The 21,621-nt window shown below is 66.7% G+C and carries 18 protein-coding genes; 4 read left to right on the top strand and 14 right to left on the bottom strand.

Features of this window, described 5'->3' with window-relative positions:
- Positions 1–91: 91 nt before the first annotated feature.
- Positions 92–409: a CppA family protein gene (locus MFF62_RS13315; RefSeq protein ID WP_238263608.1), complete on the bottom strand. Its 318-nt coding sequence runs from the start codon at positions 407–409 to the stop codon at positions 92–94.
- Positions 410–560: 151 nt separating this feature from the next.
- Between MFF62_RS13315 and MFF62_RS13310 the strand changes: the two genes are divergently transcribed.
- Together MFF62_RS13310 and hglS are read left to right on the top strand one after the other, a co-directional pair.
- Positions 561–1,466: a LysR substrate-binding domain-containing protein gene (locus MFF62_RS13310; protein ID WP_238263607.1), complete on the top strand. Its 906-nt coding sequence runs from the start codon at positions 561–563 to the stop codon at positions 1,464–1,466.
- A 110-nt stretch (positions 1,467–1,576) separates the two neighbouring features.
- Entirely contained in the window at positions 1,577–2,929 is a 1,353-nt protein-coding gene (hglS, locus tag MFF62_RS13305) for a 2-oxoadipate dioxygenase/decarboxylase HglS (protein ID WP_238263606.1), read from the top strand.
- A 174-nt stretch (positions 2,930–3,103) separates the two neighbouring features.
- Here the strand turns inward: hglS and MFF62_RS13300 are convergent, their stop codons facing one another.
- The 11 genes from MFF62_RS13300 to MFF62_RS13250 all read right to left on the bottom strand — a co-directional run bounded on the left by MFF62_RS13300 (position 3,104) and on the right by MFF62_RS13250 (position 14,774).
- Positions 3,104–4,216 (bottom strand): porin, encoded by a 1,113-nt coding sequence (locus MFF62_RS13300; protein WP_238263605.1) that lies wholly within the window; start codon positions 4,214–4,216, stop codon positions 3,104–3,106.
- Between the two features lie 169 nt (positions 4,217–4,385).
- Positions 4,386–6,470 carry an acetate--CoA ligase family protein gene (locus MFF62_RS13295; protein WP_238263604.1) on the bottom strand — a complete coding sequence of 695 codons (2,085 nt, stop codon included), beginning with the start codon at positions 6,468–6,470 and terminating at the stop codon, positions 4,386–4,388.
- Between the two features lie 43 nt (positions 6,471–6,513).
- Complete coding sequence (locus MFF62_RS13290) at positions 6,514–6,900, bottom strand: Zn-ribbon domain-containing OB-fold protein (protein WP_238263603.1); 387 nt, start codon at positions 6,898–6,900, stop codon at positions 6,514–6,516.
- Entirely contained in the window at positions 6,897–8,051 is a 1,155-nt protein-coding gene (locus tag MFF62_RS13285) for a thiolase family protein (RefSeq protein WP_238263602.1), read from the bottom strand. Before MFF62_RS13285 ends, MFF62_RS13290 begins: the two co-directional genes overlap by 4 nt.
- Entirely contained in the window at positions 8,048–9,280 is a 1,233-nt protein-coding gene (locus MFF62_RS13280; RefSeq protein ID WP_238263601.1) for an ABC transporter substrate-binding protein, read from the bottom strand. The genes MFF62_RS13285 and MFF62_RS13280 overlap by 4 nt, the downstream gene beginning before the upstream one ends.
- Before the next feature lie 58 nt (positions 9,281–9,338).
- Complete coding sequence (locus MFF62_RS13275; RefSeq protein WP_238263600.1) at positions 9,339–10,397, bottom strand: cyclase family protein; 1,059 nt, start codon at positions 10,395–10,397, stop codon at positions 9,339–9,341.
- A gap of 3 nt (positions 10,398–10,400) precedes the next feature.
- Positions 10,401–11,186 (bottom strand): IclR family transcriptional regulator, encoded by a 786-nt coding sequence (locus MFF62_RS13270; protein ID WP_238263599.1) that lies wholly within the window; start codon positions 11,184–11,186, stop codon positions 10,401–10,403.
- A 266-nt stretch (positions 11,187–11,452) separates the two neighbouring features.
- The gene (locus MFF62_RS13265; RefSeq protein ID WP_238263598.1) at positions 11,453–12,709 is read right to left on the bottom strand and encodes an AI-2E family transporter; all 1,257 of its coding nucleotides are present in this window, start codon (positions 12,707–12,709) and stop codon (positions 11,453–11,455) included.
- Positions 12,710–12,885: 176 nt separating this feature from the next.
- Positions 12,886–13,047 (bottom strand): hypothetical protein, encoded by a 162-nt coding sequence (locus MFF62_RS13260; protein ID WP_238263597.1) that lies wholly within the window; start codon positions 13,045–13,047, stop codon positions 12,886–12,888.
- A 223-nt stretch (positions 13,048–13,270) separates the two neighbouring features.
- On the bottom strand, positions 13,271–13,720 hold the full coding sequence (locus MFF62_RS13255) for a hypothetical protein (protein ID WP_238263596.1): 450 nt from the start codon (positions 13,718–13,720) through the stop codon (positions 13,271–13,273).
- A 103-nt stretch (positions 13,721–13,823) separates the two neighbouring features.
- Complete coding sequence (locus MFF62_RS13250; protein WP_238263595.1) at positions 13,824–14,774, bottom strand: LysR family transcriptional regulator; 951 nt, start codon at positions 14,772–14,774, stop codon at positions 13,824–13,826.
- Positions 14,775–14,893: 119 nt separating this feature from the next.
- On the opposite strand from MFF62_RS13250, the gene MFF62_RS13245 reads away from it, so the two are divergent.
- Positions 14,894–15,865: a Bug family tripartite tricarboxylate transporter substrate binding protein gene (locus MFF62_RS13245; RefSeq protein WP_238263594.1), complete on the top strand. Its 972-nt coding sequence runs from the start codon at positions 14,894–14,896 to the stop codon at positions 15,863–15,865.
- 89 nt (positions 15,866–15,954) lie between these two features.
- The gene (locus MFF62_RS13240; protein ID WP_238263593.1) at positions 15,955–17,328 is read left to right on the top strand and encodes an MmgE/PrpD family protein; all 1,374 of its coding nucleotides are present in this window, start codon (positions 15,955–15,957) and stop codon (positions 17,326–17,328) included.
- 69 nt (positions 17,329–17,397) lie between these two features.
- Here the strand turns inward: MFF62_RS13240 and MFF62_RS13235 are convergent, their stop codons facing one another.
- Both MFF62_RS13235 and MFF62_RS13230 read right to left on the bottom strand, forming a co-directional pair.
- Positions 17,398–19,089 (bottom strand): MBL fold metallo-hydrolase, encoded by a 1,692-nt coding sequence (locus MFF62_RS13235; RefSeq protein WP_238263592.1) that lies wholly within the window; start codon positions 19,087–19,089, stop codon positions 17,398–17,400.
- A gap of 88 nt (positions 19,090–19,177) precedes the next feature.
- Positions 19,178–21,547: a DNA polymerase II gene (locus tag MFF62_RS13230; RefSeq protein ID WP_238263591.1), complete on the bottom strand. Its 2,370-nt coding sequence runs from the start codon at positions 21,545–21,547 to the stop codon at positions 19,178–19,180.
- Positions 21,548–21,621 lie beyond the last annotated feature (74 nt).

Raw genomic sequence — 21,621 nt, 5'->3', positions numbered from 1 at the left:
GTGGGGTGGCTAATAAAGCATCCTAAGCTGTTTTAGGCCAAATTATTGGATTTCAATAATTTGGCCTAAAGTCGAAAGTCATCGGGTGCCCTTAGAACAGGTTGCCCTGCGGCCGGGGCTCGTGCCCGGCCGTTTCATGTGCGCTGGCGGGCTTGGCCAGGATCTGGCGGATCTGGGCCAGATAGCGTTCGCCGACGGCACGATGCGTCTTGCGTGCCTCGTCGGCAAAGCTGCGGCGCGACGGCGGGCGGATCTTGAGCAGGCGGCAAATCGTTGACAGATAAGGCTTTTTGCCATCCGCCGTGACCCGGCGGGCGGCCGATACCAGCGCTGCATCACCAATGCGTCCGCGCAGCCAGACCAGGATCTGGCGGTCATATTCGTTCTGTACACGGATCAGGTGTTCCATATATGGGCTCCGAAGGTTCCGATACTGTATATCCATACAGGTTACTGTAAATATATACAGTGATTCGGAAATTTCAAGGCCCAGGATGAGACATGCACGGGGTGCCGATGCCACAATGGCGGCCCATCGCGCCCCCGAGACTGCCCCGACCATGCGCCTGCCCAGCCTGATGGCACTCCAGATGCTTGAGTGCGCTGCCCGACTGGGCAGTTTCACGCGCGCCGCCGCCGAACTGAACGTCACCGAAAGCGCGATTTCGCGCCAGATCCAGGCGCTGGAAGACCGCCTTGGCGTCCGCTTCTTCGAACGCGTGCGGCAGCGCGTGGTGCTGACCCCCGATGGCGATCGCTACGTTCGCGAGATCCGCGCCGAACTCAAGGCCATCGAGCGCGCCACCAAGGACCTGGCGTCGCGCGCGGGCGGCATGGAAGTACTGGAACTGGCCGTGGTGCCCACCTTTGCCACGCAATGGCTGATTCCGCGCCTGGCCGGTTTCCGCGCCGAACATCCGCGTATCGTCGTCAATATCCACGCCCGGCCCGAGCCGTTTCACTTCGCCGATTCGCTGTTCGACGCCGCCATCTACTTTGGCGATGCCGCGTGGGAAGGGCACCCATCCGCCATGCTGACCGAGGAGGGGCTGTCGATTCCGGTCTGCAGCCGGCAACTGCTGCAGGGCAAGCCGCCACGCAAACGCGAAGACCTGCTGAAGCTGCCGCTGCTGCACCTGGCCAGCCGCCCCGATGCCTGGCCCGATTGGTTCGGCGGCGACGACGAGGCCGTCCGCCGCAAAGCCCGCCTGGGCCCGCGCTATGACCTGTTCACGATGGTGACCGGCGCGGCCATCTGCGGGCTTGGGGTCGCCGTGCTGCCCGAGATGATGGTGCGTTCGGAACTGGAAAGCGGGCGACTCGTGGCCTTGCCATTCGCCGAGCCCGTGGAATCGGCGCGGCAGGGCGCCTACTTCCTGACCTATCGACAGAAGAACGATCAGACCGACAAGGCGGCACTCTTCGCCGACTGGCTGCTGCGCCAATGCGCGGCCGCGCAAGGTTGAGCATCAAGTTGATGCGGAAATCGCATTAACCGGGGCAGAAAAGTCGCTTGCCGGGCTGCGTGCGCCGATCCAGACTTGGCGCTCTTTTCGTCGTCGTCCCCAGAACAACCATGTCCGCTGCCTTCATGTCCCCCAGCCAGATCCGCGCCCGGTTCTCGCGCGCCATGTCCGATATGTACCGAACCGAGGTGCCGCAGTACGGCACGCTGATGTCGCTGGTGGCCGACGTCAACACCGAGGTGCTGGCCAGCGTCGGCGCCGCAGCGGCTGGTGCGGCGGGACAGGAATCGCGTATCGAAGTGGAACGCCACGGCGCGATCCGCGTGGGCACGCCGGCCGAGCTGGCAACCATCCGCCGTCTGTTCGCGGTGATGGGCATGGTGCCGGTGGGCTATTACGATCTGTCGGTGGCCGGCGTGCCGGTCCACTCGACGGCCTTCCGTCCAAAGGACGTGGCCGGGCTGGCCGAGAATCCGTTCCGCGTGTTCACGTCGCTGCTGCGGCTGGACCTGATCCAGGACGCCGACTTGCGCGACGCCGCCGCGTCGGTGCTGGCCACGCGCTCGATTTTCACGGCCGGCTGCCTGGCACTGATCGAACGCGCCGAGTATCAGGGCGGACTCAGTGACGACGAGGCGGAGCAGTTCGTGGCCGAGGCGCTGGAGACCTTCCGCTGGCACGGCAAGGCCACGGTCGAGGCCGAGCTTTACTGGAAACTACGCAAGACCCATCCGCTGATCGCCGACATCGTTTGCTTCCCCGGGCCGCATATCAACCACCTGACCCCGCGCACGCTGGACATCGACATCGTGCAGACGCGCATGCCGGCACGCGGCATCCAGCCCAAGGCCGTGGTGGAAGGCCCGCCCACGCGCCGCTGCCCGATCCTGCTGCGCCAGACCAGCTTCCTGGCACTTAGTGAACCGGTGACCTTCCGCGATGGCGGCGAGGCCGGCACGCATACCGCGCGCTTTGGCGAAATCGAGCAACGCGGCGTGGCGCTGACCCCCAAGGGTCGCAAGCTCTATGACGAACTGCTGGGCGAAGTGCGCAAGGTCATCACGCCGGCTGGCGACGGATCGAATGCCGAGGCATATCGGAAGACGCTGGACGAGGTGTTCCGCGCGTTTCCGGACGACCACGCGCAACTGCGCCAACAGGGGCTGGCGTACTACCGGTATTCCGTGGGCAACAAGGCGGCGGACGGCGGCGATGTCGAGGCGCTGATCGCATCGGGCGCGCTGGTGGCCGAACCGATTACGTATGAAGACTTTCTGCCCGTCAGTGCAGCGGGGATCTTCCAGTCGAACCTCGGTGATGAGAACCGCGACGACCTGCAGGCATCGCCCAACCGGGCCGCGTTTGAGCAGGCACTTGGGGCGACGGTCAGCGATGAACTGGCGCTGTATGCGGCGGAACAGCAGGCATCGCTGGAGACGGCGTTGAAGGGGTTGGGGCTGTAGTCAGTCCCGAGCGCTGGTTGTTTAGCGCCCCTCTCCCGCATGGCGGGAGAGGGGCTGGGGGTGAGGGCACAGCGGTTCAAATTGCCGGTATCGCATCTTGATGCGCTGGCCCTCACCCCCAACCCCTCTCCCACGTCGTGGGAGAGGGGAGCAAAAACACCAAGGGCGCGCAGATCAGAACCGGTGGCGCACGCCAACGATCGCGCCAAACTGGCTCTGTCCGGCACGCACCTGCTCGCTGGTGGCAGTCAGCGTCGTAGCGCTGCCGTTCAGCGACGGACCAAAACCCGACAGGCCCATGGCCGATCCGTTCTGGTTCTGCGCGTAGGCCGTAATGACATACAGATCCGTGCGCTTCGAGAACGCATACGTACCCGACAGCACGAAGCTGTACGGATCGCCGTTGCTGTTGCGCACGTCGGTGTAGTACGCGGCGCCGGTCACTGCAATGGCCGGGGTCACCTGGTACGACGCACCCAGCCAGTACAGGTTGGTGCGCAGCGAGCTGCTGGCGAAGTCGCCGTAGTACCAGCGATAGCCGGCAAACGCGCGGCCGCGGCCGAAGTTGTAGCTGGCGCCGATGGTGGCGCGGCGTTCGCGGTTGTCGTCGGTGGCGATGGTGCTGCCGCGCACTTCGTCATAGACCACGCGTGCCGACACCGGGCCGGCATCGTAGCCGCCCGACACCGACCAGTTGCGGCCCGCCTTGTAGTCGCCCGGCACTTCGCCGCCGGCGCTGCTGTCGTAGCCGGTGCTGTAGAACAAGCCGTAGTAGAACGCGCCTGTCTGACCGGTGAATTTCAGCGAGTTGTCGGCACGGCCCGACATCCACTTGTCGTGCATCAGCACCGAATAGCGCGTGGCGATGGCCATCGGGTCATAGGCCAGCGAGAAGTCGTACAGCACGGTCTGGTGACGGCCCAGCGACAGCGTGCCGTACTGGTTCTGCAGGCCCACGAATGCCTGGCGGCCGAACAGGCGGCCACCCTGGTTCAGGCTGCCGGTATCCAGGTCGAAACCGCTTTCCAGTGTGAACACGGCCTTCAGGCCGCCGCCCAGGTCTTCGGCGCCGCGCAGGCCCCAGCGCGACGTCGACATGTTGCCCGCCGACATGCGCACGACGTTGTTGCTGCCGCCGGTGGCGGTATTCGGGGCGTGGGTCAGGAACTCCACGCCGGCGTCGACCACGCCATACAGCGTGATGCTCGATTGGGCTTGGGCCTGCGCCGCGACGGGCAGGGCAGGCAGGACGGCCATGGCGGCCAGGCAGGCAATTCGGGTCTTCATGCTTCGTTATCCTTGTGGTGAGACGCGCGCACGCACGCCTCCATAAGGGCTCGGGCGCGATGCGGCGCCTGAAATGTAACGAGCGGAGTCGAAGCAAAGAAGAGCGGATCGGCTGACAGTTTGTCTTAGATTGCGAACAATACCCTGGCCGAGCACAGATGGCTGGCCGTCAGGGGCTTGTCACCTCCATCAACCCGTCCACCACCACGGCGCCGTCGGCGCCCAGCATCACCGGATTCAGGTCGACCGATCGGATGGCGCCGCGTGCGTCGTGCACGAGCTGGCCGACGCGGGCCGCCACGCGCACCAGTGCCGCCACGTCGAGCGGCGGTTCGCCACGCACGCCGTCGAGCAGCGGGGCCATGCGCAGGCCGCGCAGCGCGCGTTCGATGGCGGCCGGGCTGGCCAGGGCCAGCAGCACGGCGGTGTCGCGCACGGTTTCCACGTACTTGCCGCCATCGCCCACCAGCAGCACGGCACCGAAGACCGGGTCCCAATGCGCGCCGACCATGCACTCGCGCTGGCCGCGCGTCATGCGGGCCACTAGCACGCCTTCGACCGGCGCCTGCATCTCGGCGAGCGTGCGGGTCTGGCGCGTGAATGCCTCGGCCACGGCTTCGCGTGAATTGCAGTTCAGCGCCACAAGGCCGTGCTCGCTCTTGTGCGGCACGGCTGGCGAACTGGCCTTCACCGCCACCGGGGCGCCGATGCGCTGCCATGCCGCCACGGCTTCGTCGGCGGTCTGGCAGAGATAGTGCTCGACCACCGGTACGCCGGCCTCGGCCAGCCGGGCCAGGCTGGCGGCTTCGCTCAGTGTGCGGGTGGGGGCGTCGGCGGGCGCTGCCGCGATCGGTGGCGGCGCGGGGTCGGCAGCCACATCGCGCATCAGTTGCCCGTGCGCGGTGAACTGGTGGAAGGCCGCCAGCGCGTCGGCCGCATGGAGGAACGTCGGCACATTGGCTGCGCGGAATTCGCTGACCACTGCGTCCTGCCAGGCCGCCACGGCAATCGGCTTGCCGGCCTCGTCGGCAAAGCGGGCCGCGTCGCGCGCAAAGCGCGGCACGTCGTAGCCCATGCCGGCCACGGGAATGTCCAGCAGGAACAGGTCCGCCGCCGGGTCCGCGCCCACCACCGGCAGCACATCGCCAAACAACCCGCTGTTGGTCAGCAGCGCGGCCGTGACATCGACGGGATTGGCCGTGGCCGCGAAGCCCGGCAGCCGCTCGCCCAGCGCGGCCTGGGTAGCGGTCGACAGCGGCGCCATGCCGATGCCCAACGTATCGGCCGTATCGGTGGCCATCACGCAACTGGCGCCCGAATTGCTGACCACCACCAGACGCCGCCCGGCGGGCTGCCAGCCGCGCAGGTACAGCGGCGCGCAGCGCGCCAGCGCGTGGGCGTCGTCGACGCGCCAGATGCCGTGGCGGGCCAGGAACGCGTCGACGGCGCGATCTTCGTTGGCCATGGCCCCGGTGTGCGACGCGGCAGCGCGCGCACCGGCCTGCGAGCGGCCCGACTTGACCGCCACCACCGGCACCCCGCGCGCGCGGGCCAACGCGGCCGCTTCCGCCAGCACCTGTGGGTCGGACAGCGTTTCCAGGTAGAGCAGCAGCAGGCGCACGTCGGGGTCCTGCGCCACGGCCAGTGCCAGCTCGCTGACGGTGACGTCGGCCTGGTTGCCGGTGGCATGCACGTGCCGCACGCCAATACCTTGCTGGCGCAGCAGGCCATAGACCAGCGCCGCCGTGCCGCCGCTCTGGCTGACCACGGCAACCGGGCCGTCCTGCGGCGGGATTTCGATGAACATCGTCGAGAAGCTGGCAATCGCACCATTGCCGAAATTGGCCAACCCCTGGCTGTTCGGCCCGACGATGCGCAGGCCGCCTGCACGCGCGACGCGCACCATCTCGTCCTGCTGGCGCTTGCCGGCTTCTCCGGCTTCGCCAAAGCCCGAGGCAATCACGATGGCAGCACCCACGCCCAGCCGCGCGCAGTCGGCCACCGCCTGCACGGCGGCGTCGCCGGCCACCACGATCACGGCCAGCTCGGGCGTCTCGGGCAGCGCGTCCAGCGACGGGTACGACCGCAGCCCCTGCAGCGTGTCGCGCTGCGGGTTGACCGGATAGATCGTGCCGGCATACCCCATGGTCTGCATGTAGTGGATCGGACGTCCGCCAATCTTGTGGATGTTGTCGGAGGCGCCGACGATGGCGACGGAACGGGGTTGGAGCAGGGCGGAGAGCGTCGAGGGCATGTTGTTATGGAAGCTGGTTGGGGCGAGGAAATTCGAACGAGATTCAGGCGCGGATAAAGCGCAGCAGCGGCTGGCCCTCGACCTCGAACACGGTGGCGCGCACGCGGTCGCCGATGGCGATGCCGGGCTCGGCGTGGCCCATCACGCGGGGGCCTTCGTCCAGCGTGGCCAGGACCAGCGTGTAGGGAACTAGCGCCTGGAATGCTTCCGTCGGCGCGCGGAAAACTTCGGTGACCGCGTGGACGGTGGCGTTGCCGCTGCCATCGCGCCAGGCCAGGTGCAGGCCGCCGCATGCGCGGCAGGCGTGACGCTGCAATGGCTGCCACGCGGCGCAGGTTTCGCACACCTGGTAGCGCACCACGCCGGCGGCGAGGCCTGCGGTATAGGGCGCGAGGGGCGGGCGGATCGATTCGGGTGTCGGCGTGCTCATGCTGTCTCCAGGATCAGGCTCACATGCGACGACAGCACGCCGCCATCGGCATGAAACAGTGCGCGGCGGCGCGGCGCCAGTTGCCGGTCACCGGCACGGCCTGCCAACTGGCGCGCCGCTTCGGCCAGGTGCATCAGGCCACCGGCCACGCCCGAATGGCCGAAGGCCAGCAGGCCGCCGTGCGTGTTGAGCGGCTGTACGCCGCCACTGTCGAAATCGCCAGCGCGCAGCCGGGTTACGGCTTGCCCGCGCGGGGCCATGCCCAGTTCTTCGAGCAGCATCATCAGCGTGATCGTGAACGAGTCGTAGATCGCCAGATAGTCGATATCGGCCGGCGTGCGGCCCGCCTCGGCAAAGGCCCGGCCGGCGGCGTCGGATGCGCCGCTGCGCATCACGTCTTCGAGCGCACCCAGGTGCTGATGACGGTGGGCCTGTCCGGCGCCCGCGATGCGTACCGGGATGCCGTCGCCGGGTTCGGAAGACACCACGATGGCCACGGCGCCATCGGAAATCGGGCAGCAGTCGGACAGCCGCAACGGCGACGCAATCGGCCTGGCCTGGCGCGCGGCTTCTGCGGTCAGCGGTTCGGGCAGGTGCGCGTCGGGATGGCTGGCCGCATGGCGCCGCATCAGCACCGCGAAATCGGACAGCGCGTCGGCATCGAGCCCTACCTCATGCAGATAGCGCGAGGCCAGCAGCGCGTAGTACGCCGGCACCGAGGCGCCGTTCGGCACCTCGATCTCAGGTTCGCCCACCTGTGCCAGCGTCTGCATCGACTGGTCGCGGCTCTGGCCACTGAGCCGGTTTTCACCGGCCACGACCAGCACGTTGCGGCAGCGGCCGGCGCGCACCAGGTCGTGGGCCAGCATCGCCATCAGTCCGCCCGTGGCGCCACCGCCGGCCATGCCGTGTGCATAGGCGGGCTGCAGCGATGCAAACTCGCAGAAACGGTCGGCCAGCATCAGGTGCGGCAGCGTGGTGGCATAGCCGCACAGCACGCCGTCCACCTGATGGCGGGCCAGCCCGGCGCTGGCAAGCGCCGTATCGGCGGCCTGGGCCATCAGCGTCAGCGGCGTGCTGCCGGGCAACCGCCCGAAGCGGGTGTTGCCCGTACCGCGCACAAAGCTGTGTATCACGTCGCTCGCAGTCATTTCTTGAGCAGCGGGCACTGCGACTTGGCCACCGGCATGAACGCCTGGTCGCCCGGCACCGTGGCCAGCAGCTTGTAGTAGTCCCACGGGTACTTCGATTCCTCGGGCTTCTTGACCTCGAACAGGTACATGTCGTGGATCATGCGGCCGTCCTCGCGGATACGTCCGTTCTTGGCGAAGAAGTCGTTGATCGGCAGCGTCTTCATCTGCTTCATCACGGCGCCGGTCTCGTCGGTGCCGGCCGTCTGCACGGACTTCAGATAATGCGTGACCGACGAATAGACGCCAGCCTGGCTCATGTTCGGCATCTTCTTGACCTTGTCGAAGTACTTGCGCGACCAGGCCCGCGTGGCGTCGTTCATGTCCCAGTAGAACGCCTCGGTCAGCACCAGCCCCTGCGCCGTCTTCAGGCCGATGGCGTGGATATCGTTGATGTAGAGCAGCAGCCCGGCCATCTTCTGCGTGCCGTTCTTGGTCAGCCCGAACTCGGAGGCCGCCTTGATGGCATTGACGGTGTCACCCCCGGCGTTGGCCAGCCCCACCACCTGCGCCTTGCTGGCCTGGGCCTGCAGCAGGTACGAGGCAAAGTCGCTGGTGTTGATCGGATGCCGTGCCGCGCCCAGCACCTGCCCGCCGGCTTCGTTCACCACGGCCGTGGCCGATTGCTGGAGCGTGTGGCCAAACGCGTAGTCGGCCGTCAGGAAGAACCAGGTCTTGCCGCCGCGCTGCACCATGGCTTTTGCCGTGGTATTGGCCAGCGCGTAGGTGTCATAGGCGTAGTGCACCGACACCGGCGTGCAGAGGTCGTTGGTGATGCGTTCGCTGCCGGGGCCCGAGAACACCACCACCTTGTTCTTCTGCTTGGCCACGTCCAGCACGGCCAGCGCCGGGGCGGAGGCGGCCACGTCCAGGATGGCGTCCACCTTGTCCTGGTCGAACCATTCGCGCGCCTTGTTGGCGGCGATGTCGGCCTTGTTCTGGTGATCCACTACCACCAGTTCCACCTTCTTGCCCAGCACCTTGCCGCCGAAATCGTCGATAGCCATCTGGGCGGCCGTGGCGCTGCCCCGACCCGTCACGTCCGCGTACAGCCCGCTCATGTCAAGCAGCAGTCCGACCTTGACCACATCGTCGGAAATGCCGGGCTTGGGCTGCGCGTGCGCGGCCAGCGATGCCAGGGCCAGCGCGGCGGCCAGCGTGTGAATACCCAGCGTGTGGATTTTTTTCATCGGGTCTCCTCCATGTGGTTGTTATTCGATTCGCAAAGCGTTGCTCGGTCCCGTGCCGCTATACCGTGGCCACCGGCGTGGCGGGTGACCCCACGGCGCCGGGCAGCCTGAGCGGCGGGGCGGTCAGCAGGAAGCGCGTGCGCTGGTGCGCGCGCAGCCAGTCGGCCAGTTCGCGCAGGTACCAGAGTTCGCCCAGCGGCAGCCCCAGCTTGAACAGGCAGTGGTGGTGCAGCGGCAGCAGCGGGTGGGTCTTGGCATCGTCGGGCGGCGGCAGGGCCGGATACCGTTCGACGGCGTAGTTGTCGGCAATCAGCGCGGCGATGCCGGAGTCGGTGATCCAGTTCAGCAGCCGGTCGTCGCGGCCGTTCAGCGCGCAGCAGCTGTGGTGCAGTACGTTCTCGTCGGGGTTGCGCTGCATCGACAGCACCACCTCGGCGAACCCGGTGCGCAACAGCAGCATGTCGCCGGATTCCACTTCCACGCGATGGGTTTCCATGGCGCGCATCAGGTCGTCGTAGCCGACGTTGCGGAAGTCGGTGCCGAACACATCGGCCAGGTCCACCAGCACACCCCGGCCCTGCATGCCCTTCACGGCAAAGTTCTCGATGCCCAGCGCATCGGCATGGCTGCCGTGGCCATGGCCGCAGTCATGCGCCTCGAAGTGGTCGTCCTCGGCGTAGTCCACCGGGCCGACGATGTCGGCATTGGCGCGATAGCCGTTGTAGTAGACGCGCTCGGGGCGACCGTCGCCATCGGCATCGAACAGCGCGCCCACGTGGGCCAGCGAATCCCACTGCGTCGAATACTGCAGGCACAGCAGCACCTGGTCGTCGCTGATCACATCGGTGGCGGCCGGATTGACCTTGGCCAGCGGAAAGTTCAGGTACGGGATGTCGTCGCGGAAGGTCGGGCGAAGTTGCGGCGGATGGCGGCGCGGGTTGAGCTTGTTGCCGCCCGGGTAATCGAGCGGCATCGACAGGCAGAAACTGATGCCGGCCTGGATCTCGCGCGCGCCCTTGACCACCTGCTCGGGGCCGATCAGGTTGACGCGCCCGAGTTGGTCGTCGGGCCCGAAATCGCCCCAGTTGGAACCTTCTGGACGGTGTTTCCAGCGCATGCGTCATGCCTCCTTGGATTGTGGTTGGGGCTGGCGGGTGGGGTGGCGCCAGGCGGCGGTGATGGCGTCGGCTTCCCGGCGCAGCGCGCGCGCCAGGGCCGCTTCGCGTTCGGTGATGCGTTCATTGAGGGCGGCGATGCTGAGCGCGCCCAGCGGGTAGCCGTCGGGGCCGGGCAGCGCGATACCGATGCCGCCCATGCGTTCCACCACCACATCGAGCAGCACGGCATAGCCGCGCGCCCGCGTGGTTTCCACGTGGCGGCGCAGCAGGTCGGCGTCGATCAGCGGATAGCGTTTCAGCGAGGGGCCGATGCAGTCGAGCACGGCCTCGATTTCGTCGTCGGGCAGCGCGGCCAGCAGCGCCAGGCTGCCGGCGCCCACACCCAGCGGGCGGCGGCTGCCGATATCGAGATAGTTGGCGCGGATCGGAAACGTGCCGAGGCGCAGTTCCAGGCAAACCGATTCCCATCCGCTGGGTACGGAGAGAATCGCCGAATCTTCAAATGTATTGGCCAGGCGGATCAGCGCGGGTCGTGCCAGCGGACGCATGTCGAGACGACGCTGCGAGGCGGACTGCAGGGTCAGCCATTCGCGTCCGGGCGAGAACGCCTTGGTGGTGGGGTCGCGCTCGACCATGCCCTCGGCCATCAGCGTTTCCAGCAATCGCAGGGCAGATGCCTTGTCGACGCCGGCGGCGGCTGCCAGGTCGGTCAGCCGGGCATTGCGGGTATCCGACAAGGCGCGCAGCAGCCGGCAGGCCTTCTGCAGCGAGGTGCTCGGGACGGTCACGTATGCGTCTCCTCCGGATCGGGTTTTGTGTAATGAAACCTCGGTACGCGCGCCAACCGTTGGTTTATAGGAGATTCACGGGGGTGCGTCATTTTGCGGCGCATCAAAGTTTTGCCGGATGAAACCCGATTTTGAGGCGCAAGCAGACAGGGCTGGCATCAGCGCAGCCCTGGGGGAAGGCGGAAAAAGGGAGAGGAAAGGAAGGGAAACGGGGAAGGCGGGGGCTGGCCTACAACGGCATCCGACGCATTAATTCGCAAGGACGTCTATTCGCCAAGAAACTCGGCCAGAACCTCAAGCCCATCGACATGGTCGGCTACCACCTTGGCGATGACCGCCAGCGGAATCGCCAGCAGCATGCCCCACGTGCCCCACAGCCATGTGAACAGCAGCAGCGAGACAAAGACCGCCACGGCATTCATGCGCGCCAGCCGGCCGGTCATCCACGTGGTCATGCCATTGCCGATCAGCGTGGCGATCACCATCGATCCGCCGGCCGCCGCACCGGCCACGGCGAGTGTGCCGTACTGCATGAAGCCCGCCACGCCCAGGCATACCGCCACCACCAGCGATCCGAAGTAGGGCACCAGGTGAAGGACGGCCGCCACCACGGCCCACGTGCCGGCATTGTCGATCGACAGATACTTCAGCATCAGATAAACGCAGAAGCCCAGCGACGCATTGGTGACCAGCAGCATCAGCATGTAGCGCTGCACCTGCCGGTTGATCTCGTCGAGCATATGCACGTTGATCTTCTTCTGGCTGATGGTCTTGCCGGTCATCTTGATGAACTTGCGCTTGAACATGTCGCCGGCCAGCAGCAGGAACCACGTCAGGAACATCACCACCACTGCCTGCGCCATCAGCGCGAACGCACTGACCCAGCCGGCCCAGATCATGTTGCTGAAGGTGTCGGCGGTACGCTCGACCACGATCGGCCCGCCCCTCGGGGCGGGTAGCTGGCCGGTGCCGCCGAGGATGGTGGCGGCACGGCGCACCTTCTGCACCACGGAATCGTCGCCGCTCAGCAGCGCGCCGAGAGAGCGCGACAGCTTGCTAGCTATCTCGGGCAGCCGGTCGATGATCGACGCCACCTGGCCCTGCAGCAGATAGGCGGCGCTGAGTACAAGCGCCAGAACGCCAAGCAGCACCAGGGTCGCGCCCACCGCGCGCGGCACCCGGCGACGCTGCAGTGCCGCAACCAGAGGATCGAGCAGATAGGCAATGACGATGGCCAGCACCACGGGCACGATGAAAGCACGCGCCACATGCAGCGCGTACAGCGAGAACATCGTGGCCAGCAGGATCAGTGCCGCACTGGCGCGGCGCAGCGACTGCGTCCAGGCGGGCGGGGTGTAGTCGGGGACGGTAACGGGCGCTGCGGCAATATGGGCAGCCGGGGCAGCCGGGGTGGGCTCGCCGGCCTCGGCGGCGGGCACCGTGGCAGCAGCATCCCCAGGCATCAGGCCGGGTTCGGGCGGCCGCGCGGACCGCATGGCGGGAGAGGGCGGAACGGTCGACATGGCTCGCAGTGGGGGTGTTGTTCTACGAGCATAGTGTGGGGCGGGCGGGTCAGATGTCGGCGCGTAGCGGCTCGCCTTGTAGGACGGATGTACGTGTCGGACACGGCACCAAGCCGGCAAAACAAAACGCCGGTCTTGTGGACCGGCGTTTCAGGTGAGGCAATGATTCTGTGGAATTACTTGCGTCGGCGCGGCGCATCATCGCGCGGGGCTATAGAGGTATCCAGAAACTGTTGCTGCTTGAGCAGGGGGTCGTTCTTGATCATCCAGCGGACACCGAAAGCCAGTGCAACGATGCAGGCCAGCATATACGCAACGATCACAGTGAAAGTCAGCATATTTCTATCACAGGAGTGGGTTGCGACCGCGTTTGCCACGTTGGATCCGGGACGGTGCGGGACACTGCGTGGCGGGCCGGATGGGAAGGGATTGTATGTGACTGCAGACGTGATTCCGACCCTATATCGCCTGAAATTTTCTGTATGGCGATCTAAGCGCAACTAATATCGGCAGCTTTTACGATGTCGAATTACGGGCCACGGGAACGTGGCCCGATGGCGCTCAGAAGTAGCAGCCCATGGTGTACTGTTCCGCACGCAGGAAGTGCACGGCCTCGCGGTACCGGTCGGCGCGGCTCCAGTATTCGGTGTGCTGCATCGCGCGTTCTGCCGCGCGGGCCTGGTACTCAAGCGCCCGGCACTGGTTCCAGAACGAGTTCTGCGCGCGCCATTCCATCTCGTCGTCGCGGGCGTCCCAGTTGCGCAACTGGGTGGCCATCTTGTCGCGATTCTCCAGGTACGCCTGCTCGTCCTTGCGGACCTTGGCGGACTTGGTGACGGTGGTCACGTTGCCGCGCATCGAACTGGTGACGTTGCGATAGCCGGCCGGGCAGGCGCCCGACGTGTAGAGCGTGTCGCTGGCGCTTTCGCATTTGGTCACCGCCTGCGCGGCGCCCGAGGCGGCCATCGATGCGACCAGTGACACCAGTAATGGAGCAAGAAGTCTGGACATGGCGCGGCTCGCGACGAGTTTCGATGCGAATCACTGTAGGCAGTGCACGCGCCGCCACCAAGCCCGTCAAGGTATCCAGATATTTCACAACCTTTCGAATGGCTTACGAAGCGACCCGCGCCGGACGTGCACTCTTGCGGCGCTTTGCCTGACTGACGGGCGCCAGGGCGGCGTTGGCGGACAGCAGCATGTCGTAGAGCTGCTGCGCCGCCGGTGTCAGCGACCGCCCGCGCTTGCGGATCAGGCCGACCGTGCGCTCCACCACCGGGTCCACCAGCGGCACGCTGGTCAGCGCGGGATGCTTGCCGGGCGGCATCGCCAAGCGCGGCACTGCAGCAATGCCCAGGCCGGCTTCCACCAGCCCCACCAGCGTGGTCACGTGGCGCACCTCGCAATACCACTGCGGGCGGGTAGGGACGTTGCCCAGCGCCAAGTCCAGCAGCATGCGGTTGCCGCTGGCCTTGCCCACGGTCATGTAGTCGTATTCGCCCAGCTCGGCCCACGTGACCTTGCGCTTGCGCGCCAGCGGGTGGTCGGGCGGGCAGGCCACCACGAACGGCTCCTTGAGCACGGGTTCGAAATCGACGTCGGGCTCCTGCGTGCCGATGTAGTTGAGCCCGAAGTCGGCCTCGTTGCGGACCACGAGGTTCAGCACGTCGTTTGCGCCTTCGTCGATCAGCCGCACCACGATGCGCGGATAGCGCGCGTGGTATTCGCGCAGCACCGCCGGCAGGAAGTAGCGCACCGCCGACGGCACGCAGGCCACGGTGACCTCGCCCGTGACCCGCATGGCGACGTCGCGGATGCCCAGCAGCGATTCTTCCAGCCCGTTCAGCAGTTCTCGGGCCTTGCGCGAGAACTCGCGGCCTACGGCGGTCATCTCCACCGACCGCGTGGTGCGGTCGAACAGCCTTACGCCAAGCGCGTCTTCGAGCTTTTCGATGCGACGCGACAACGCCGGTTGCGACAGGTGCAGTTCGCCCGCCGCCGCCCGGAAACTGCTCAGTTCCGCCACGGCCACGAACGCCCGCAGGTCAGCCAGATTGAAATTCATGCAAGCCTTGCATCAATGGTGAGGAAATTTGCAATTCACAGTCTACACCGGGCAGTGGATGATGCAATGCATCCACGAGCAAGACGCCATTCCATCGAGAGGCGCACCCTGGAGGAGACATGAATCCCAAACGCCGTACCCTGATCAAGGCCAGCGCCATGCTGCTGACCGTGCCTGGCTTTGCAGAAGCGCAGGGCACCTTTCCGAGCAAGCCCATCCGCTATGTCGTGCCGGTGTCGGCCGGTGGCGGTTCAGACCTGGTGGGACGCACCGTGGCCGAGCGCTGGGGCAAGGTGCTGGGCCAGTCCATCGTCGTGGAAAACCAGGCCGGTGGCGGTGGGGTGATTGCCTGCCAGATGACCAGCAAGGCCTCGCCGGACGGCTACTCGCTGATGCAGGGCTACGTGGCTACGCATGGCACCAATCCGGCCACGCGGCGCGTGCCTTACGACCCGGTCAAGGATTTCACGCCGATTGGCATGATCGGCGGCACGCCCAACGTGCTGGTGGTCAACGCCAGCGTGCCGGTGGCCAACCTGGCGGCGTTTATCGACTATGCGAAGAAGAACCCCGTGGCCTATGGCTCGGCCGGGCCGGGATCGCTCACGCACCTGACCATGGAGCTGTTTGCCCAACAGGCCGGCGTGAAGCTGACGCACGCTGCCTATCGCGGCATCGCCCCGGCGTTCACCGACCTGATCGGCGGCCAGACGCAGGCAATGTTCCCGGGCCTGGCGGCAGCACTGCCCAATCTCCGCTCGGGCCGGGTCAAGGCGCTGGCCGTGACCGGCAGCAAGCGCCATCCGTTGCTGCCCGACGTGCCTACGCTGGAAGAAGCCGGTATGAAGGGCTTCGACGCCATGCAGTGGTATGGCGTGGTCGGCCCCGCCGGCATTCCGCCCGATGTGGTGGCGCGACTCAACGGCACGCTGACCACGGTGCTCAAGATGCCCGATTTCAAGGAAAAGTTGGCCGCCGAGGCGCTGGACCCAACCCCGATGACGCCCGACCAGTTCCGCCAGTACATCGCCAGCGAAGTCCGTCGCTGGAGCGAACTGGCCAAGGCGCGCGGCATCCATCTCGATACCTGAGCCGGATCTAGCGGCTCCCGACCGATCCTGGTCATTCCCGTATTGCTGTCTTTCCGTATTTTTCGATTTCGAACGAGGAGTTTTCACGCATGGCCCGTAACACGCACGTCGTCGCCGACCACAACGCCCCGCCCGTGACCCGCATCCTGGGCAAGTTCGTCGCCACACATCCGTCCCGTGGATGGAGCGATGCGGTAGACCACGAAGCCCATCGCACCTTCATGAACTGGCTGGGCTGCGCCGTGGGCGCCGCTGGTCACGCGTCGGCCGATGCCGCACTGGCCGCCGTGGCCGAACTGCAGCCGGCCGCGCAGGCTACCGTGCTCGGCCGCCGTACCCAGGTGGACATGGCCAGCGCCGCGCTGGTCAACGGCATCACCTCGCACACGTTTGACTTCGACGACACGCACCTGAAGACGATCATCCATCCGGCTGGCCCGGTGGCGTCGGCCGTGCTGGCGCTGGCCGAGCATACGGGCGCCAGCGGCCGCGCCGTGATCGACGCGCTGGTGCTGGGCATCGACGTGGCCTGCCGCGTCGGCAATGCGATGTACCCCGACCACTATGACCGTGGCTGGCATATCACCGGCTCCACCGGCATGCTGGGCGCCGCCGCCGCGTGCTCGCGGCTGCTGGGCCTGGACGAAGAGCGCACGACGATGGCGCTGGGCATTGCCGCGTCGCAGCCGGTGGGCCTGCGCGAGCAGTTCGGCACGATGACCAAGCCGTTCCATCCGGGCGGTGCCGCGCGTGCCGGCCTGATGTCGGCATTGATGGCACGGCACGGCTACACGTCGAGCGCCCGCGCACTGGAGGCGCCGCGTGGCTTCATGCAGGTGATTTCCGCCAAGTCCGACTGGAACGAGATTACCGACGAACTGGGCCAGCGCTTCGAGATCTCGTTCAACACGTACAAGCCGTTTGCCTGCGGCATCGTGATCCATCCGAGCATCGACGCCTGCGTGCAACTGCGCGAGCAGGGTGTACGGCCCGAGGACGTGGAGCGGATCGACCTGCGCGTGCACCCGCTGGTGCTGGAACTGACCGGCAAGAAGGAACCGAGCGACGGCCTGCTGGCCAAGTTCAGCGTCTACCACGGCTGCGCGGCGGGCTTGATCTTCGGCCGGGCCGCCGAGGAAGAGTTCTCTGATCACATCGTCACCCGCGACGAGGTGGTGGCGCTGCGCCGCAAGGTGGTGGCCACGGCCGACGCCAACGTCGACGAGGCGACGGCATTCGTCAAGGCCACGCTCAAGGACGGCCGCCAGGTGGATGTGCACGTGGAACACGCGATTGGATCGCTGCAGCGCCCGATGACCGATCAGAACCTGGACGCCAAGTTCCACGCGCTGGCCGATCCGGTGCTGGGCGCGGGGCAGGTGAACGAGCTGATTGCCGCGTGCTGGAAGCTGGGTGGTGCGGCGGATGTGAAGGCAGTGACGGGGCTGGCTCGGCCGCGTTGATGGCTTAGCTCATCGCTCCCCTCTCCCGCGTCGCGGGAGAGGGGAGCTAAACCGTGGGGGAGCGAAAACCTACACCAACCCCCACACCCCCGCATCCTCCTTCGCCACCCCATCCGCCTCCAGCTTCTTCAAGTGCGCCATCAATGACCGCAGCGCAATCGGATGCTTGCTCTCCGGCACGTCGTCATAAACGCTGGCCACGAGCGTAGCCGTATCGGCCGGCGCCAGCGCCCGCAAGGCGTTCAACACCTTCGCCTCACGTTGCATGCGATGCCGGATCAGCAAACGGATCGCATCATGCGGACGCGGCATCAGGAAGCCGTGCCCCGGCGCAATCCATTGCAGATCCTCGTCCAGCAGTGCCTGTAGCGACGCCAGGTAGGCGCGCATATCGCCATCGGGCGGATTGATGACCACCGTGGAGCCCTGCATCACATGGTCGCCCGTGAACAGCGTCTTTTCCTCTTCCAGCAGGAAGCACAGATGGTTCGACGCATGGCCCGGCGTGTGGATCACGCGCAGCGTGGTCTGCGGACCCAGCGCGATGCGGTCGCCATGTTCGGGCACGTGGTCGGGCCGGAAAGTCTGGTCCTGGCGGTCGACGACCGCCGTGGTGCGTCCCCAGACCGGCGCGCCGGTGGCCTCGCGCATGCGCACGGAACCCGGTGAGTGGTCCAGGTGGGTGTGCGTGGCCAGGATCCATTTCACGGGGCCCGGTGCGGCGGCCATGACCGCGTCGAAGTGCGCCGCATCGTCAGGGCCCGGATCGATCACGGCCCAGTGGTTGTCGGCGCCGGCTACGAAATAGGTGTTGGTGCCCGGACCGGTCATCACGTTGCCGTTGTTGGCCGTCACGCGCCAGACGCGTTCGGACAGCCGTACCGCCAGGCCCGGCTCCAGCGTGTAGCGGGCATGGCCGGCGCCGTCCGGATCGATGCGGGCGATTTCCGCGTAGCTCGGTTCTTCCGGCATCACGGGCCGCTGGCCCTTGGGGCCATGGGCCAGGCGCGGCATCACCAGGGCGATATTGCGCTGTTGCTGCGCAAAATCGAAGCACGCCTGCGCGGTGGCGAAATGGGCAATCGACTGCAGTATCTTGCGCGTGGCGTTGACCAGCGTGAGGTTGTTGGCCGGGTCGATCACGTCGGCCGGGCGCATCCAGCGATGCTCCACGGCTTCCACGCCATCGTGGATCGCGGTCTGCCCGGCGGGCAGCAGGGTCATGAAGAAACGCGTGTCGAAGCGTTTGGCCAGCCCCGGCGGGGTCAGCCAGTAGGCGCAATAGGCCAACTTGTCGACGGCCAGCTTGAGCCCGAGCATTTCGCAGACGTGCGCCAGACCCTTGCCGCCGTAGCTGGCCGCCTCGCGCAGTTGCTGGTGGACATCGGGACCCAGGTCGTCCAGCCGCACCACCTGCCCGCTGGCGTCGTAGGCAAAGAGCAGGTTGGCTTCCTCGAATGCCTCGCGCACCGCGCACAGGTAATAGTCCAGCCCGCTCGCCTCCACCTGCAGCCGCGCGCTGGCGGCCGCATCGTCCAGCCCCGCGCACAGCGGATGGAGCGCGGCATCCTGCGCATCGAGCACGCCGCCGGGAAACACGAACGCGCCCGCGCTGCGGTCGTCGTCGCGCTGCGGGCGGCGCATCATCAGGATTTCCATGCCTTGGGGGCCGTCGCGCAGCACGAGCATGCTGGCGGCAAAGCGCATGGCCTTGGAACGGGTGGGATCAGCGGGATTGGTGGAAACAGGGGCGGTGGACATGGCAGGCGAATTCTCTGCGGATTCTTCTTTGGAGATGGCAGAGGATACCGCAAGGGCCGCCCCTGGAGCCCGCGAGCGGGGAGAAACCCTAGTCCGGAAACAGCGTCATCTGGCCGCTCAGCAGCGTCTCGAAGTCGTCGTCCAGGAACGGCAGGATCGCATCGGCCACGGGCTGTAGCTGCCGCGTGATGTAGTGGTCATAGTCGATGGGCGCGGCGCGCGTTTCCAGCGGCTCGGGCCCGGCCATGGTCATCAGGTAGCTGATCCAGCCGCCGTTCTGGTATTGCCGGGGACGCCCGTGCCGCTCGTTGTAGTCGTCGGCGATGCGGGCGGCACGCACGTGCGGTGGCACGTTGCGCTGGTATTCGTCGAGCTGGCGCCGCAGGCGCTTGCGGTAGACGAGTTGCTCGTCCAGCTCGCCGGCCAGCGTGCGCTGGACGATATCGCGCACATAGTCCTGGTACGGCTCGCGGTTGAAGACCTTCGCGTAGAGCGTCTGCTGGAACTGCTGCGCCAGCGGCGACCAGTCGGTGCGCACGGTTTCCAGCCCCTTGAACACCATCTCGGCGCGTCCGTCGGCCCGCACCACCTGGCCTGCATAGCGCTTCTTGCTGCCCAGGTCGGTGCCGCGGATGGTCGGCATCAGGAAGCGCCGGAAATGCGTCTCGAACTGCAGCTCCAGCGCGCTTTCCAGGCCGTAGGTCTGCCACAGGTGGTCGCGCCACCAGTCGTTGACGTAGGCCACCAGGCTGCGGCCGATCTGCGCGGCGTCGTCCTCGGTGCGGGCGCGGCGCAGCCACACGAACGTGGAGTCGGTATCGCCATAGATCACGTCGTAGCCGCGCGCCTCGATCAGCTCGCGCGTCTGGCGCATGATCTCGTGCCCGCGCATCGTGATCGACGACGCCAGCCGGGGGTCGAAGAAGCGGCAGCCGCTGGACCCGAGCACGCCGTAGAACGCATTCATGATGATCTTCAGCGCCTGGGACAGCGGCTTGTTCTGCTCGCGCTTGGCCGCCTCGCGGCCTTGCCAGACCCGCGCCACGATGGCGGGCAGGCAGTGTTTCGTGCGAGAGAACCGCGCGCCCCGGAACCCCGGCACCGAATCGGCATCGTCGGGATGCGCCAAGCCTTCCACCAGCCCGATCGGGTCGATCAGGAACGTGCGGATGATCGACGGATACAGGCTCTTGTAATCGAGCACCAGCACCGATTCGTAGAGCCCCGGGCGCGAATCCATGACAAAGCCGCCGGGGCTGGCCTCGGGCGCCTTGTCGCCCAGGTTCGGCGCGACATAGCCCTGCCGGTGCATCAGCGGCATATACAGGTGCGTGAATGCCGCCACCGATCCGCCGCTGCGGTCGGCCGGCAGGCCGGTCACGGTGGCGCGCTCCAGCAGAAAGCGCAACAGTTCGGTTTTCTCGAAGATGCGCGTCACCAGTTCGCAGTCGCGCAGGTTGTAGCGGGCCAGCGCCGGCTTGTCGTCGGCGAACATCCGGTCGATCTCGTCCATGCGGTGGTACGGATCGTCAATGGCCTTGCCTTCGCCCAGCAGCGTGCGCGCCACCGACTCCAGGCTGAACGACGGAAAGCTCCACGTGGCCGAGCGCAGCGCCTCGATGCCGTCGATCACCAGCCGGCCGGCCGCGCCCGCGAAGTAGTGCTGCTGGCGGTTGTGCTCGCGCCATTCCATCTCGGCGCCACCTCGGCCCAGCCGCAGCGGCACCTGGAACTGTCGGGCGTGTTCGCGCAGCACGCGCAGGTCGAACTGGACGAGGTTCCAGCCGATGATGGCGTCGGGATCGTGCCGGGCCAGCCAGTCGTTGAGCCGTTCGATCAATTGCTGGCGCGTGTCGCAGTACTCCAGCGCGAAGTCGATCTCGGGGCAATCGTTCTGCGGGGCAGCGCCGAGCATGTAGACCTGCCGCTGGCCGCAGCCTTCCAGCGCGATCGAATACAGGTCGCCGAAGGCATTGGTTTCGATATCGAGCGACACCAGGCGCAGGGCGGGGCGGTAGTCGGCGGCGGGCTTCATCTGCGCTTGGCGCATCACGCCATCGGCGCCGGCTTCGCCATCGAACCAGACCGGCGCGGTGATGAAGCGCTCCATCAGGTAGCGCTCGGGCGGCCGCACATCGGCTTCGTAGACGTCGACGCCCGCGTCGCGCAGCGATTTTTCGAGCTGGATGAGCTGGCGGTGCTGGTTGCAGTACAGGCCCAACACGGGACGATGCTGGAAATCCTGCAGGCCCAGCTCGCGCAGCGTGACGTCGCGCTGGCCCTGCAGCATGGCCTCGGCGGCGGCGCGTTGCGCCACCGGAATGAACGCAGTGGAAGGTTGGGGCGGCAGGCGCAGCCGGCGCGGGCCGTCGTCCGTGGCGAGCCAGAACTCGACCTCGGTGCCGGACGGCGTATCGCGCCAATGTCGGGTCAGGATAAAGCCCTGCTGGAGTGCCACGCTGCTTGCCCCCGGGGACCGGGGGTATCGGTTGATTCTGGCGTGGATTCTAGCGGAGAGCGGGCCTGGGCGGC

Source organism: Cupriavidus pauculus, assembly GCF_022179805.1.
GTDB lineage: Bacteria > Pseudomonadota > Gammaproteobacteria > Burkholderiales > Burkholderiaceae > Cupriavidus > Cupriavidus pauculus_E.
Note: the sequence above shows the minus strand (reverse complement) of the source record. Positions and strands in the feature narration are given on the sequence as shown.